The organism is Pseudomonas sp. JC1203 (assembly GCF_056175065.1).
Map to the genome: position 1 here is coordinate 94,712 of NZ_JBWCAM010000005.1, position 14,698 is coordinate 109,409.

The 14,698-nt window shown below is 64.9% G+C and carries 14 protein-coding genes; 5 read left to right on the forward strand and 9 right to left on the reverse strand.

The features are described 5' to 3' along the window. Positions 1 to 45: 45 nt before the first annotated feature. Positions 46 to 264: a hypothetical protein gene (locus AC0SZ7_RS09675; protein ID WP_475504187.1), complete on the reverse strand. Its 219-nt coding sequence runs from the start codon at positions 262 to 264 to the stop codon at positions 46 to 48. Positions 265 to 439: 175 nt separating this feature from the next. Between AC0SZ7_RS09675 and AC0SZ7_RS09680 the strand changes: the two genes are divergently transcribed. Further along, entirely contained in the window at positions 440 to 994 is a 555-nt protein-coding gene (locus AC0SZ7_RS09680; RefSeq protein WP_475504188.1) for an NADPH-dependent FMN reductase, read from the forward strand. A gap of 44 nt (positions 995 to 1,038) precedes the next feature. Here the strand turns inward: AC0SZ7_RS09680 and phnX are convergent, their stop codons facing one another. After that, positions 1,039 to 1,866 (reverse strand): phosphonoacetaldehyde hydrolase, encoded by an 828-nt coding sequence (gene phnX / locus AC0SZ7_RS09685; protein ID WP_475504189.1) that lies wholly within the window; start codon positions 1,864 to 1,866, stop codon positions 1,039 to 1,041. A 37-nt stretch (positions 1,867 to 1,903) separates the two neighbouring features. After that, the gene (locus AC0SZ7_RS09690) at positions 1,904 to 3,013 is read right to left on the reverse strand and encodes a 2-aminoethylphosphonate--pyruvate transaminase (RefSeq protein WP_475504190.1); all 1,110 of its coding nucleotides are present in this window, start codon (positions 3,011 to 3,013) and stop codon (positions 1,904 to 1,906) included. A gap of 107 nt (positions 3,014 to 3,120) precedes the next feature. On the opposite strand from AC0SZ7_RS09690, the gene AC0SZ7_RS09695 reads away from it, so the two are divergent. Both AC0SZ7_RS09695 and AC0SZ7_RS09700 read left to right on the forward strand, forming a co-directional pair. Beyond that, a complete protein-coding gene (locus AC0SZ7_RS09695; protein WP_475504191.1) occupies positions 3,121 to 3,978 on the forward strand; it encodes a LysR substrate-binding domain-containing protein in 858 nt (285 codons plus the stop codon). 94 nt (positions 3,979 to 4,072) lie between these two features. Next, positions 4,073 to 4,780 (forward strand): YebC/PmpR family DNA-binding transcriptional regulator, encoded by a 708-nt coding sequence (locus tag AC0SZ7_RS09700; protein ID WP_475504192.1) that lies wholly within the window; start codon positions 4,073 to 4,075, stop codon positions 4,778 to 4,780. A gap of 82 nt (positions 4,781 to 4,862) precedes the next feature. Here the strand turns inward: AC0SZ7_RS09700 and AC0SZ7_RS09705 are convergent, their stop codons facing one another. Beyond that, positions 4,863 to 6,155, reverse strand: coding sequence for a leucine-rich repeat-containing protein kinase family protein (locus tag AC0SZ7_RS09705; RefSeq protein WP_475504193.1), 1,293 nt, complete (start codon positions 6,153 to 6,155; stop codon positions 4,863 to 4,865). 89 nt (positions 6,156 to 6,244) lie between these two features. Between AC0SZ7_RS09705 and AC0SZ7_RS09710 the strand changes: the two genes are divergently transcribed. Continuing rightward, positions 6,245 to 8,116, forward strand: a complete 1,872-nt coding sequence (locus tag AC0SZ7_RS09710) for an AMP-binding protein (protein ID WP_475504194.1) — start codon at positions 6,245 to 6,247, stop codon at positions 8,114 to 8,116. A 38-nt stretch (positions 8,117 to 8,154) separates the two neighbouring features. Here the strand turns inward: AC0SZ7_RS09710 and zapE are convergent, their stop codons facing one another. From zapE to AC0SZ7_RS09730, 4 genes are all read right to left on the reverse strand, one after another. Continuing rightward, positions 8,155 to 9,255 carry a cell division protein ZapE gene (zapE, locus tag AC0SZ7_RS09715; protein WP_475504195.1) on the reverse strand — a complete coding sequence of 367 codons (1,101 nt, stop codon included), beginning with the start codon at positions 9,253 to 9,255 and terminating at the stop codon, positions 8,155 to 8,157. A 390-nt stretch (positions 9,256 to 9,645) separates the two neighbouring features. Further along, entirely contained in the window at positions 9,646 to 9,849 is a 204-nt protein-coding gene (locus tag AC0SZ7_RS09720) for a hypothetical protein (RefSeq protein ID WP_475504196.1), read from the reverse strand. After that, positions 9,836 to 10,282, reverse strand: coding sequence for a hypothetical protein (locus AC0SZ7_RS09725; protein WP_475504197.1), 447 nt, complete (start codon positions 10,280 to 10,282; stop codon positions 9,836 to 9,838). Before AC0SZ7_RS09725 ends, AC0SZ7_RS09720 begins: the two co-directional genes overlap by 14 nt. Before the next feature lie 382 nt (positions 10,283 to 10,664). Further along, positions 10,665 to 11,816 carry an MFS transporter gene (locus tag AC0SZ7_RS09730; protein WP_475504198.1) on the reverse strand — a complete coding sequence of 384 codons (1,152 nt, stop codon included), beginning with the start codon at positions 11,814 to 11,816 and terminating at the stop codon, positions 10,665 to 10,667. A 109-nt stretch (positions 11,817 to 11,925) separates the two neighbouring features. Between AC0SZ7_RS09730 and AC0SZ7_RS09735 the strand changes: the two genes are divergently transcribed. Continuing rightward, on the forward strand, positions 11,926 to 12,372 hold the full coding sequence (locus AC0SZ7_RS09735) for a winged helix-turn-helix transcriptional regulator (RefSeq protein ID WP_475504199.1): 447 nt from the start codon (positions 11,926 to 11,928) through the stop codon (positions 12,370 to 12,372). On the opposite strand, the gene AC0SZ7_RS09740 is transcribed toward AC0SZ7_RS09735, so the two are convergent. Then, positions 12,369 to 14,399: a methyl-accepting chemotaxis protein gene (locus AC0SZ7_RS09740; RefSeq protein ID WP_475504200.1), complete on the reverse strand. Its 2,031-nt coding sequence runs from the start codon at positions 14,397 to 14,399 to the stop codon at positions 12,369 to 12,371. The two genes, AC0SZ7_RS09735 and AC0SZ7_RS09740, sit on opposite strands and share 4 nt — an antisense overlap. Positions 14,400 to 14,698: the final 299 nt, after the last annotated feature.

The following is a 14,698-nucleotide window of genomic DNA, read 5'->3' on the forward strand; positions in this document are numbered from 1 at the left end:
TTATGCCGGGCGATCCGCCACCACTGCCAGCGGCGCGGTAGCGGCTCAGGGGATACGGACGATTTCGACGCCGCTCTGGACCAGTTCGAAACGGTCATCACCCAGGTGGTTGACGCGGTCGCCAATGGCCAGACGATAGGTGGTTTTAGGGGCTGAGCCGCTGCTGCCGTCCGCCTCCAAGGTGGCTTCCTGGAATTCATGCACCGGGTAGATCCGACCTTCGGCATCCCGCGCATGAAACTGTCCAACGAGTACTGCAGCCATTGAATTACAACCTCTGAATATATCCACGTGTGAAACTTGCGCCCTGTAGACCACTGTTTTACCTGGGAAGTTTTACCGTTGATGAAAAAAAACCGTCTTCCGGAACGTCGCGAGGCAAACCACGCCAGGCTCATCTATACCTACACCTCCTTTTGCCGGAAATGTTGGAGCAGTCATGAGCAAGGTGTACTCCGTCGCCGTCCTGGTCGGCAGCTTGAGAAAAGCATCCCTCAACCGCAAGGTCGCCCAGGCCTTGATCGCCCTGGCACCGCCGAGCCTGTCATTGAAGATCATCGAAATTGGCGACTTGCCGCTTTATAACGAAGACATCGATGGTACACCACCAGCGGCCTATACGGCTTTTCGCAATGCCCTCGGTTCGTCGGATGCCGTGTTGTTTGTCACCCCCGAGTACAACCGCTCGGTGCCGGCGCCGCTGAAGAATGCCATTGATGTGGGTTCAAGGCCGTATGGCAAGAGTTCCTGGGCAGGCAAGCCGGGGGCAGTGATCAGCGTGTCGCCGGGGGCCATTGGTGGCTTTGGCGCCAACCATCACCTGCGCCAGTCGCTGGTGTTCCTGGATGTGCCTTGCCTGCAGCAGCCCGAAGCGTACCTGGGCAATGCGGGGTCGCTGTTCGATGACAGCGGGGCGCTGGCGGAGAAGAGCAAGCCGTTCCTGCAGGGCTTCATCGATGCGTATGCGAAGTGGGTGGAGCGGTATCACGCTTGATCCGTAGCCGCTGCCGCCAGGCAGCGGCTACAAAGCGTGCAGGGTTACGAGCTTTGCGGCATTTCGCCAGCAGCGAGGCGGCGGTTGATGTCGGCGATCACGTCCGGCAACTCGTTGATGGTGTCGATCAGGTAGTGCGGGCGCGAGGCCTCGAACAACGCATGGATGCGCTGGCGCTCGCTGTCCAGCTTCTCGGGCGCCAGCGCCTTGTAGCCTTCGTAGGTCAGGCCCAGGGCGTTGCCCGAGCACACCAGTGCCACGGTCCACATGCCGGCGCGACGGCCTTCGAGAATGCCCGGCACGGTGTCATCGACCTTGACGCAGGCGGCGACGTCGTCGATGCCCAGGGCAATGACGTTGGCCAGGGCTTGGGACGGCCATGGGCGACCGTTGGGGACTTCGTCGGTGGCCACCACGTGGTCGGCGACGTAGCCGTTCTGCTTGGCCAGCTCCACTACCTTCGCCATTACCACGGCCGGGTAGCCGGAGCACGAGCCGATCTTCAGGCCGTCGTTGCGCAGCGCGGTGATGGTGTCCAGCGCGCCGGGGATCAGCGCCGAGTGAGTGGCAATTTTTTCGATCTGCAGTGGCATGAAGCGGTTATAGATGGCGGTCACGTCGTCGTCGGTCGGCGCGCGGCCGAACACCTTGGCGTAGCGCTCGCTGATGGCCGGCACGTTGCACAGGGTGCGGATGTGGTCCCACTTGCCCATGCCCATGGGGCCGCGGGCTTCCTCGATGGACACTTGCACGTCGAACTCGCCGAAGGCCTCGACGAAGATCTGGGTAGGGGCGAACGAGCCGAAGTCGACCACGGTGCCGGCCCAATCGAGGATCACGGCCTGGGTTTTGCTGGGGTTGCTGTAGTTCATGGGTACGTCCTGATCATTACTTCAAATAGGGGAAAGGTCAGATATCCAGCACTTCCATTTCGCGCAGCACCTGGGCCACGGCGTCCACGGCGGCCTGCATGCCGATGCGATCCACGCAGCCAATGCAGCCGACGCGGAAGGTTTCGACCTGGGTCAGCTTGCCCGGATAGAGGATGAAACCCTTGGCCTTGACGCGCTCGTAGAACTCCTTGAACTGGTAACGCGGGTCTTGCGGGGCGTGAAAGGTGACGATGATCGGCGCCTGGATAGCCGCCGGCAGGAAGCTGCGCAGGCCGATGGCAGCCATGCCGTCCAGCAGCGCCTGGCAGTTGTCGGCGTAGCGGGCGTGGCGCGCCGCGAGGCCGCCTTCTTCGTGGTATTGCAGTAGCGCTTCGTGCAGCGCCGCCACCACGTGGGTGGGCGGAGTGAAACGCCATTGACCGGTCTTGGCCATGTAGGCGTGCTGGTCGTGCAGGTCCATGGCCAGCGAGTGGCAGTTGCCCTCGGCCTGGGCCAGCGCGGCCTTGTTGGCGAACACGAAGCCCATGCCCGGCACGCCTTCCAGGCACTTGCCGGAGGCGGCGATCAGGGCGTCGAACGGCACCTTGGCGGCGTCGATCGGCAGCGCGCCGAAGCTGCTCATGGCGTCGATGATCAGGCGCTTGCCATGGCCGGCCACTACCTGGGCGATCTCTGGCAGCGGGTTGAGGATGCCGGTGCTGGTCTCGCAGTGGATCAGCGCCACGTGGCTGATGCTGGGGTCTTCGCCCAGCAGGCGGTTGACGTCGGCGGCGGTGGTGGGCTCGTCCTCGGCGGTTTCGAAGGTGCTGAAGGCGCGGCCCAGCACCTTGCAGATCCTGGCCAGGCGCTGGCCGTAGGCGCCGTTGATCAGTACCAGCACCTTGCCGCCGCGCGGTACCAGGGTGCCGATGGCCGCTTCCACGGCGAAGGTGCCGCTGCCTTGCAGGGGCACGCAGTGGTGGCTGGCGGCGCCGTTGATGATGGTCAGCAGTTGTTCGCAGACACTGGCGGTGAGCTGGTTGAAGCTGGCATCCCAGGAGCCCCAATCCATCATCATTGCCTGACGGGTGCGGGCCGAAGTGGTCAGTGGACCAGGGGTAAGCAGGATGGGGGCAGTGGTGCTCATGGTGTTCCTCGCAAGCGGTGGGCTGAACTTACGGCGCCTAAGTTGCAATTCCATGAAGCATCAATCAAATTGTTTGTTGTTATCCCAACTATAAGTCAGGCCGATCCATGAACCTTTTCCAGCTGCGCGCCTTCGACGCCGTGGCCCGCGAGGGCAGCTTTACCCGCGCCGCCGAGCGCCTGTTCATCAGCCAGCCGGCGGTCACCGGGCACATCAAGGCGCTGGAGGAGCACTACCAACTGACGCTGTTGCGGCGCACCGCCCGACGGGTGGAGCTGACCGAGGAGGGCACCAGGCTTGCGGCCATCACCCGGGCGATGTTCAGCCTGGCCGAAGAGGCGCAGGCGATGCTGGAGGCCAACCGCCAGTTGCTCACCGGGCGCCTGGAGGTGGCCGCCGACGGCCCGCACCGGGTGATGCCGATGCTGGCCAGCCTGCGTGAGAAATATCCCGGCATTACCGTCAACCTGCGCCTGGGCAATGCCCAGGAAACCCTGGCGGCGCTGACCGCCGAGCACGCCGACGTGGCGGTGATGACCGAGGTGGAGCCGCGCAAGGGCCTGCACCTGCAGGCCCTGAGCCCGTCGCAGATCTGCGCGCTGGTGCCGTTGGGGCATGAGTGGGCCGGGCAGGCCATCGACCTGGCGCAGTTGCACGAGCAGATCATGGTGCTGCGCGAGCCCAACTCCATCACCCGCCGCACTTTCGACCAGGCCTGCGCGGAGGCCGGGGTGGCGCCGCGGGTGCTGCTGGAGCTGGACAGCCGCGAGGCGGTGACCGAGGCGGTGGCGGCGCAGCTGGGGGTTGGCGTTGTCTCATCGGTGGAGGTCAGCCACGACCCGCGGGTGGTGGCGGTGCCGGTACGCGGCGAGGGGCTGGTGAACCGGCACATGATCGGCTGCCTGGAACGCCGGCGCGAGCTGCGCCTGATTCGCGCGTTCCTCGACCTGGCGCCGGCCCCCTGACGGCGACAGGGGCTGTGCTGCATGGTGGCTGGCGTATAAACTGGCGCCATGCGCTGATCGATACCGGTATCGGCGCCAGAGAAAGAGAGTTGAAATGGGCGCACAGTGGAAAGCTAAACACAGAGAAGCAGCAGCCAACGCCAAGGGGCGTATCTTCGGCAAGCTGTCCAAGGAAATTTCGATTGCCGCGCGGGCCGGTACCGACCCCGACACCAACGCGCGTCTGCGCCTGGTCATCGAGCAGGCGAAGAAAGCCTCCATGACCCGCGAGACCCTGGAACGTGCCATCAAGAAAGGCGCGGGCATCGGCGGCGACGCGGTCAACTACACCCTGGTCAAATACGAAGGCTTCGCCCCGCACCAGGTGCCGGTGATCGTCGAGTGCCTGACCGACAACGTCAACCGCACCGTTTCGCAGATCCGCGTGCTGTTCCGCAAGGGCACCCTGGGCGCCGAAGGCTCGGTGTCGTGGGACTTCAACCACGTGGGCATGATCGAAGCCACCCCGGCCAGCGCCGACGCTGACCCGGAAATGGCCGCCATCGAAGCCGGCGCGCAGGATTTCGAAGCGGGCGAGGAAGAGGGTTCGACCCTGTTCGTCACCGACTTCGCCGACCTGGACGCCGTCTGCAAGGCCCTGCCTGAGCAGGGCTTCACCGTGGTAGCGGCGAAAATCGGCTACATGCCGAAGAACCCGGTGTCGGGCCTGAGCGACGAGCACATGGCCGAAGTCGAGGCGTTCCTGGAAGCCATCGACGAGAACGACGACGTGCAGAACGTGTACGTGGGCCTGGCGGGCTAAACCCGCACGGCCCCTGTAGCAGCGGCCGCAGGCCGCGTCCTGGCCCCGCGCATCCGGGGCGTGACGCAGCCTTCGGCAGCTGCTACGGGTTTTGTTTCAATGCCGTGGCGATGGCGTTGAAATCCGGGCGTGCCAGCACGTCGGGCTGCACGCACGCCTGCTGCAACGCCACCCAGCGCTGATCCACGCCCTCGCAGCGCTCGATCAATTCCCCCAGCCATATGCCGAACGCGCGCACCTCGATGCGTTGCAGCGTCGCGGCCAGCTGGCTGCCGTCCTGCGGGTAGAACGAGGCGGCGCCAAAATCCCCCAGCAAACAGTCGCCCTGGGCGTTGTACAGGGTGTTGTGCCCGTACAGGTCGCCATGGTTGATGCCGTGCCGGTGCAGGTGCGCCGCCACCGACGCCATGCCTTGGGCCATGGCCAGCAAGGTCTGCGGGGTAAACCGAGTGCCCTCTGGGTAGACGTCGCGGCTGCAGCTGTAGAAGCTGGGCAGCGCGGCCAGGTTGATGAACGCCGGGCCGATCAGGTCCATCACCAGCCCGGCCACGCCTTCGGGGTGGCCCTTGAGCTTGCCTTCGATGCGGATCAGGTTGGGGTGCAGGCCGGCGGCGATGCAGGCGTTCATCTCGTTCAGCGGCGTGCCGTCGCTGGTGATGTCGCCCTTGTACAGCTTGACCGCCACTGGCGTGTCTCCCCATTGCGCCTGGTGGATGATGCCCGAGGCGCCTTCGCCCAGTTTCTGTTCCAGCTGCAACTGCTGCCAGGCGATGTCGGCGGTGATGCCGTCCTCGTCGTGGGGCGTGGTGAACGCGGCGCTCATCGGGTTGCCGGCCCAGGCCAGCCAGGCCAGGCTCGGCAGGCTGTGCAGCCAGTCGGGCAGGGCAGGCAGGCGGTTGGCGGACAGGCGCAACAGCTCCAGCTTGTGCAGCTTGGCCATGCTTGCTGGCAGCTGGGCCAGGCGGTTGCCGGCCAGCATGAATTTCTGCATCAGGTGGCAGTCGCCGATCTCGTCCGGCAGCACCTCGATGCAGTTGTCGGTCAGGATCAGCCAGCGCAGTTTCGGCCCTAGGGCAGCGGCCGGCACGTGGGCGATACGGTTGGACTTGAAGCCGACCATGCTCAGCTCCGGGCACTGGCCGATGCAGGCCGGCAGCTCGGTGAACTGGTTGCTGGAGCAGAACAGAATCTTCAGCCGGGCCAGGCGGTGCAGGTCGTCGGGCAGGCTGTGCAGGGCGTTGCCCGTGAGGTTCAGCACCTCCAGGGTGTCGGCCAGTTCGAAGATCTCGCGGGGGAACTCGGTCAGGCCGCAGGCCAGGTCCAGGCGGGTGCTGCCGGCCAGTTTGCCGGCCTTCAGAAGGGCAAGGGTGTCCATAGGGCTCGTCTTGGAAAATTCGCGATGCCCATCATAGCGGCCATACTCAGCTTTCGCCCGTCCCATAACAACAATCCAGGACAGGATTCATGAACTATCAGCATGCCTATCGACAGTCGCTCGCCGACCCTGCCGCCTTCTGGGCCGCACAGGCCCAGCGGGTGGCCTGGTTCCGCGCGCCCACGCAAATCCTTCACGAACGCCCCGACGGCACCCATGAATGGTTCGCCGACGGCCGCCTCAACACCAGCTACCTGGCCCTGGACTACCAGGTGGAGCAGGGCCGTGGCGAGCAGACCGCGCTGGCCTATGACTCGCCGGTGTCCGGCAGCCAGCAGCGTTTCAGCTTCCGCCAGTTGCGCGACGAGGTGGCGCAACTGGCCGGCTGGATGCGCAGCCTGGGGGTAGGCAAGGGCGACACGGTGATCCTGTACCTGCCGATGATTCCCCAGGCTGCCATCGCCATGCTGGCCTGCGCACGCCTGGGCGCGGTGCATTCGGTGGTGTTCGGCGGTTTTGCCGCCAACGAGCTGGCGGTGCGCATCGACGATGCCCGGCCAGTGTTGATTCTCACCGCCAGCTGCGGCCTGGAGTTCGACCGTGTGGTGGCCTACAAGCCTCTGCTGGACAAGGCCCTGGAACTGGCCCGGCACCCGCCCGCCCGCGTCGCGCTGTGGCAGCGCCCGCAACTCACCGCCAGCCTGGTGCCGGGGCGCGACCTGGACTGGCAGCGCGACGTGCAACGTGCCGAGCCGGTGGGGCCGGTGGAGCTGGCCAGCGGCGATCCGCTGTACATCATGTATACCTCCGGCACCACGGGCCGGCCCAAGGGCATCGTTCGTGACAACGGCGGCCACGCGGTGGCCATGCGTTTCGCCCTGGAGCAGGTCTACGGCATGCAGGCAGGGGATGTGTGGTGGGGCATTTCCGATGTCGGCTGGGTGGTGGGCCATTCGCTGATCGTCTACGGGCCGCTGATGGCCGGCTGCACCAGCGTGATGTACGAGGGCAAGCCGATCCGCACGCCGGATGCCGGCAGCTACTGGCGGATCATCGAGCAGTACCGGGTAAACGCGCTGTTCTGCGCGCCCACCGCCATGCGCGCCATCCGCAAGGAAGACCCCGACGGCCTGCTGCTGGCGCGCCACGACCTGAGCGCGTTGCGTTGCCTGTACCTGGCCGGCGAAAAGCTCGACTCCAGCACCCACGCCTGGCTGGAAGCCATTACCGGCAAGCCGGTGCATGACCACTGGTGGCAGACCGAGACCGGCTGGCCGGTGACCGCGCCTTGCGCCCGGCTGGACGGCTCCGGCGCCCGCGCCGGTTCCAGCAACCGCGCGGTGCCTGGCTATGCGGTGCGGGTGATGGACGAAGAAGGCCGCATGTGCGGGCCGGGGCAGCAGGGCGACATCGTCATCGCCCTGCCGTTGCCGCCCGGGTGCTGCCAGACCCTGTGGCGCGACCACGAACGCTACCTGCAGGCCTACCTGCGCGCCTATCCCGGCCACTATCACACCGGCGATGGCGGCTACCTGGACGAGGACGGTTTCGTCTACATCATGGGCCGCACCGATGACGTCATCAACGTGGCCGGGCATCGCCTGTCCACCGGCGAGATGGAAGACCTGGTGGCCGCGCACCCGGCGGTGGCGGAATGCGCGGTGTTCGGCGTGCACGACGAGATCAAGGGCCAGGTGCCCATGGCGCTGGTGGTGCTCAAGGACGGTGTCGACGCCAGCGGCCTGCAGGAGGCGCTGGTGGCCCAGGTGCGCGAACACATCGGCGCGCTGGCGTGCCTGCGGCGGGTGCAGGTGGTCAAGCGGCTGCCCAAGACGCGCTCGGGCAAGATACTGCGCGTGGTGCTGCGCAAGATCGCCGATGGCGAGGTGTTCGCGCCGCCCTCGACCCTGGATGACCCGTTGATCCTGGAGGAAATCGCGGCGGTGCTAGGCCGTGGTTGATACCACGGTGAAGTGACGGCTGACCAGCTCCCACGATGTCACGGGGCTGCGTGTTCCTGAAGCTGGCCGAGCCGGCTGCGTGTGCGCGCAAGGTCAATGGCCTGGCCTGCCAGGCTTTCCGCCAGCGGCCGTTCGCTGATGAGCATCAGGCGCTTGTCCTGATCGTACAGCACGTCGATCAGGTTGATGAAGCGCTGTTGCACGGCAATCGAACACTCGTCCAGCAGTGGCAGGTGGTCGATGATCCAGGTGTCGAAGCGGCCGCTCAGGTCCAGGTAGTCCATTACCGCAGTGGGCTGCTCGCAGATGTCGTCGAAGGTGAAATGAATGGTGCGTTCATGGCTCATGCGTGCGCGCAGCTGGCGCTTGCCCACGGCCAGGGGGAAGGGCGGCAGGTCGGCCGCCGGCAGCTTCAACGCCTGGCGCTGGGCCGCGGTGCCCGGCCACACATAGTGCCCCAGGGTGAATTGCTGTTCGCTGGCGGCGCTGGGCAGCGCGCGGTAGTCCTGGGCACCGCCCACTTCCATCACCTGCATCTGTGAGTTGATCAGGCGGATCACCGGCAGGAAACGTTCGTGGTACAGCGGGTTGGGCAGCAGCCCCTCGGGCGGGTAGTTGGACGTCACCATCAGGAAGATGCCGCGCGCGTCCAGCGCCTTGAACAGGCGAGTCAGCAGCATGGCGTCGCCGATGTCGTGCACGTGAAACTCGTCAAAGCACAGCACCCGGCAGTCGCTGAGCAGCTCGTCCAGGGTGGTTTCCAGGGCATTGGCCTGCTCGCGGTTGCGGAACATGCCTTCATGCAGCCGAGCGAAAAAGTCATGGAAGTGCAGGCGGCGTTTATGGGCAATCGGCAACGCCTGGTAGAAACCGTCCAGCAGCCAGCTTTTGCCGCGCCCCACGGCGCCATACAAGTACAGGCTGCGCGGCTGCGCCACGTCTTCCTGCAACAGCGGCTCCACACGCTCGGCCATGCTGTCGATGACCTGCTGCTGGCCATGGCTCAGGGTATAACCCTGCTGCTGGGCCTTGTGCTGGAAGTACTCGGTGATCTGCGCCCCGCGCCCCAGGTGGCGGCGACCCAGGGCGTTGCCCAGGCGAGACTTGAACCAGGATTTCTTTGGCGGTAACGCGGCCAAGGGGCTTTCCTCATACTGGACAGGAGGCCCACGGTGGGCCGTGGCGGGTATTTAAGCAAAAGCGGCGGGGTGGGGGCCAGCGCAGTGGGTGAAGGGGTGGGCGATAGTCGGACTGTGGTCGGTTTCAAAGTCGGCCGGCTACGCCCTGCGATACGAGTCAGGACGGAAGAAGGTGATAGCCAATGTTGGGCAATGGATTGGACGAGTTGCCGATGTGCCAAATGTAAACGAAGGAAACTTGTTGTTTTGTTCCATCTGCCGGGCGCTTGAGGGTGTCGGTTGACAGCATGAAAAAATCCCCGGCTATCTGCCGAGCTTGGTTTTCGCCGCCCAGGTTTCCGTCGGTCTGCTGTAGTACGCCGTTCAGTCGATCGAACTGTTGCGTTGAAATTATGCCCGCCTTGATAACAGATCGACCAATACCTCGCGCAGTGCCTGGCGGATGACGAATTCGTCAATGGCACGATCTACTTCAGCGCCTGCATCGAAATACAGAGCCATTATCTTGATCGTCAGTCGGGTCGCCACTGTCTCCCAGTTCAGTTCCAGCTTGGCGGTAAACGGGGGCAGGGGTATAGAGTCAGAGTTCATCATGGTAACCCCTGGCCAGCAGCTCAGGGGCTAGCCCGCAAAGTTCCCCGGCGGCCCACCATGACAAACGATGATTACGACCAGCCATCCCTGGATAGAAGTAAACTTGCCTGATCGTATACTTGTCCAGAAAGTCCACGGTGCCGTGGGGGTAGTGCTCAAGCCACAGTAGGGGGACTTGCAGGTTCAGTGTTGAAACAAGCAATTCGCGAATGTCCATCACCCCCTGGGAGATGGACCTGCCGAAGTTATCACTGCGCTCGCTGCACACGACACAGGCCACGCCATCGGATTTGCGCAATACAACCAGCACGTCACAGCTACATGGAAATTGTGGGTAACGGCTCTTGAATTCAAAGCCTTTGCATTCCTTGCACCATTCCACATCGTCGAATGACTGTTCAATTGTCTCGAATTTATTTTCGAAGGTGTTCACGTCGATATCCTGTCTCGGTGGATGCAAGAAGGTTATCGGTGATGGTCGGGTTTACCTATCCCGACGTGGTCTGAAAAGTATGTAGGAATATTTTCCAAGGCCTGGCACCGGAGCGGTCTCTGTAGCAGCAACTGTCTTGTGGGAGCTGGCTTGCCAGCGAGCTTTTATGGGCCCAACACCACGCAGGGCAACCCGCACCCCCACGGGTCTGGGTCCCCCCACGGGGTTGGGGGCGGGGGGCTGGCCCGCGAGCTTTTAGGGCCCCAACAGCTCGCGGGAACGCCAGCTCCCACAGGATGTAGCAGCGGCCGCAGGCCGCGTCCTGAGCGGCGCGGCGTTCCTGACACCGCCGTGGGTGCAGGACGCCGCCTGGCGGCAGCTGCTACGGTCTCAGCCACCAGGCCAACGCCAGTAGCGCCACCGCGGCGCCCAGCCCGCAGACTGCCAGCCAGCCCCACTGCGCATACACCTGCGTGGCCGCCAGCGCCCCCAGCGCACTGCCCACCGAATAGAAACACATGTATGCGCCGATCAGCTGGCTTTGCCCCTGCGCAGGCTGCGCCAGCAGCAGGCTCTGATTGGTGACGTGTACCGCCTGCACGGCGAAGTCCAGCATCAACACGCCCAGCAGCAACGCCCAGAGGCTGGACGGCGCCCAGGCGATCGGCAGCCAGGCGCCGGCCAGCAGCGCCAGTGCCCAGCCGCTGGTGCGCCGGGCCAGGCCGGCGTCCGCCCAACGCCCGGCGCGCGCTGCGCCCAGGGCGCCGACGATGCCGGCCAGGCCGAACAGGCCAACCTGGGTGTGGTTGAGTGACCACGGCGGGGCGCTGAGGGGCAGGACCATGCTCGACCACAGGATGCTGAAGTCGGCAAATACCAGCATCGCCAGCACCCCGCGCCGGCGCAGCAGGCGGTGGTGCAGGAACAGCCGGGCCATGGTGCGCAGCAATTGCCCGTAGGACTGCCGCGTGGCAGCGGCTGCCGGCGCGGGCATGGCGGTGCCCAGCAGCAGTGCCATGCCCAGCAGCAGCCCGGCGAAGGCGGCGAACGCCAGGCGCCAGCCACCCGCATCGGCGACTGCGCCCGACAGCAGGCGCGCCGCCAGGATACCGACGACAATGCCGCTGGTGACCGTGCCAATCACCTGGCCCCGTTGCGCCGGGTTGGCCAGGGTAGCGGCGTAGGCCACCACCACTTGCACCACCACGGCCATCAGGCCTACGCCCAGCATGGCCGTCAACAGCAACCACCACTGGCCTGCCTGTGCCCCCAGCACCAGGGCCCCGCTGGAAAGCAGCAACTGGCCGATGATCATGCGCCGGCGGTCCAGCCGCTCGGCCAGCGGCACGATCAACAGCAGCCCGGCGCCATAGCCGCATTGGGTGAGGGTGACCAGCAAGCCCAGCGCCCCAGGCGCCACGCCAAGGCTTTCGCCTATAGAGCGCAGCAGCGGTTGGATGAAGTACACGGTGGCTACTGCCAGGCCGGCGGTCAGCGCCAGCAGCCAGGTGAGGCGGGGTGAGAGGTGGTTCATTGCGGGGCGGTCCTGTCGGGCAATGAGGTTTCAAAAAGAAACCAGATTTTGCGTTTGTAGCAATTCTGGTTTTAATATGCAACCACATGCACCCGGCCGGTATCTTGCCATGACCTCTCCCAGCGCCCCGCAACAAGCGCAATGCCCCGTGTTTCGCAGCCTGGAAACGGTTGGTGAGCGCTGGTCCCTGTTGATAGTGCGCGATGCCTTCGACGGCTTGCGACGCTTCGGCGAGTTCCAGAAAAGCCTGGGCCTGGCGAAGAACATCCTCGCCGCGCGGCTCAAGGCATTGGTAGAGGCGGGTGTGTTCGACCTGCGCCCGGCGTCGGACGGCAGCGCCTACAAGGAATATGTGCTGACCGCGCAGGGGCGGGCGCTGTTCCCCGTCGTGGTCGCGCTGCGCCAGTGGGGTGAGCAGCACCTGTACCAGGCGGGCGAAACCCATTCACTGCTGTTGGACGGCGACACCCGCCAGCCGTTGGCCCCCCTGCAGGTGCGTTCCCAGCAAGGGCGGTTAGTGGGCCCGGAAGACTGCGTGCGCACGCCGGTGGTTTAACGCCCGTCCAGATGCGTCAAACCCGTCAGCGTGTCGGCGATTTTCTTGGTCCGCTGCGAGGTGCCCTCGGTCATCCGGCTTGAATTCTCCAGGTCACCCAGCAACGCGCGCAGGGTGCCCACGGCGGTCGATTGCTCTTCAATCTGCAACGCCACGTTCTGGATTTCCCCAGCCAGCGCATCGATGTCCACGCCGATTTCGCCGGCGTTCTTGCGGGTGATTTCCGCCAGTTTGCGCACCTCGTCGGCCACCACGGCGAAGCCACGCCCGGTCTCGCCGGCGCGGGCGGCTTCGATGGCGGCGTTCAGGGCCAGCAGGTTGGTCTGCCCGGCGATCTGCTGGATGACCTGGACGATGGACTGGATGCGCAGGCTCGACTGCGCCAGGTCACGGGCGCTGCCCACCACCTGGTCGGCATGGCTGGACAGCCCGGCCACGGTGGTGCCGGCCTGGGCGGTGACACTGTTCTGCTGGTTGATGGTGCCGGTCAGTTCGTCCATGGACAGGTGCAGTTCGCCGGAGTAGTGCTGCAACTGCCGGGCGATTTCTTCCTGCTGGTGGGTGGCCTGGGACAGCACCATGCCCAGGTCGTCGAGGCCGTCGAACACCGGCAGCACGCTGGCGTCCAGGCCATGGGTGTCGAGGGAGCTGGTGAATTGCTGGTGCTTGAAGGCGTCGATCTGCTTGACCACCACGCGGTTCAGCCCCGCCAGTTTCTGGATCTGCCGGCGCAGGAAGAAGGCCTTGAACTCGCCGTAGTGGCTGGCGAAGTTGTCGATGTAGTCGTCGCTGAACGTGGCGCCGTTGGCGACTTTGAAAAAGAAGATCGCGGTCAGCGTCTGGTTCAGGTTCAACCCCAGGATCTCGCCAAAGGTCGAGAAACCGGCCACCGGCACGTCGCCGAATACCCCGGTCATTTCGCCCAGTTTACCGGCGTTGTTGGCGCGGCGCAGGATGCAGTCATTCAGCAGGCCCACCAGCGGCTGGCCGCCCTTGCCCTGCAGGAATCGCTGGAAGTCGCGCTGGGTTGCGTCGCGCAGCGAGGTGCGCTTGACCATCACCAGCTCTTCGCCCGGGGCCACGTCGCAGAACAGGTGCACGGTCTCGCGGGCGTAGTCGATACGGGCGATGGAGCGCACGAACAACTCCTCGCCCACGCGAATGGCGAAGGAGTATTCGGCCAGGTATTTGTCCAGCTGGTTGGGCACGCATTTGAACGCGTCGCACAAGGCCGCGACCATGGTCTTGATGTTGCCGGCGGCGTCGAACACCTGATGGATGTAGCGTTCTTCCAGCGACGCGGTGAGCACGCTGAACGACAGCTTCGTGGGCTCGAAATTCTGGCTCTTGAACACGCCGAAACGCACCTGTGGCGCGCATTTCAGGAACACGATCTGCGCGTGGTTCTGGTAGCTGCGCTGGCCGTCGTGCAGCAGGGTGGCCTTGAAGTCGTCCTTGCCACCCGCCGAGCCGCCGACGAACAGGCAGGGGAAGCGCCCGGACTCGTACAGCGCCTCCATGAAGAATGACTCCGAGGCGGACAGGCCGTCGAACAGCACGTAGGCCAGGGTGTCGCGGTTGTCGATGGGCAGGCTCACGCGGGTGCGCTTGAGCGTGGCGGCCAGGTTGGCGATGCGTTCGCGCATGGGCAGGCGCTTGCCGCCGGCACGGATGTCTTCGGACAGCAGTGGCACGCTGACCAGCTCGGCGCTGGCGATGACGCTGGCGTCGAACAGCTGCAGCACGATGCGGTCCCACTGGCCCTGGGCGTTGCAGTACAGCGCGTCGCTGGTGCTGCACAGCTCGCCGGCGGTGGTGCACAGGCTTAGGGTGGCCTGGGGGAAGCGCTGGCGCAGTTGCCGGGCCACGGCGTCGAGGTCCAGGTGTGGCGAGATGAAGCCGGCGATGAACGTCGGCGCCAGCTTCACGCCTTGCAGCGTGCCGCTTAGCGCGTTGAAGCTGCACAGCACGCTGGCGGTCCCGGGGGTGTTCGATGTGGCCTGGCGAAGAAAGCGGAAAGGGTTCATCGGGTTCGGGACCTTTGAGCGGCAGATTTTTAGTGGGGTGCCTGACCAGTGCATCGACCTGTTATGCCAGGACTTGACAGGATCAGTACCAAGGTATGACAGCCGGTAGCTGAAACGTTTTACCCGGTGCATCAAGACGACGATGGCCGCTAGCGCGTCACGCATCAACGCTGACAAGAAAGACTGAAAACCTGCGGCGGGTGCCCGCCAGGCAAGGCTTGTGCGTGTATCAATACGCTGACCGAAGTGGCAACTTCCGCCTCGAATGCTAGCCTGCAATTCATGGATGAGCGCCTCGA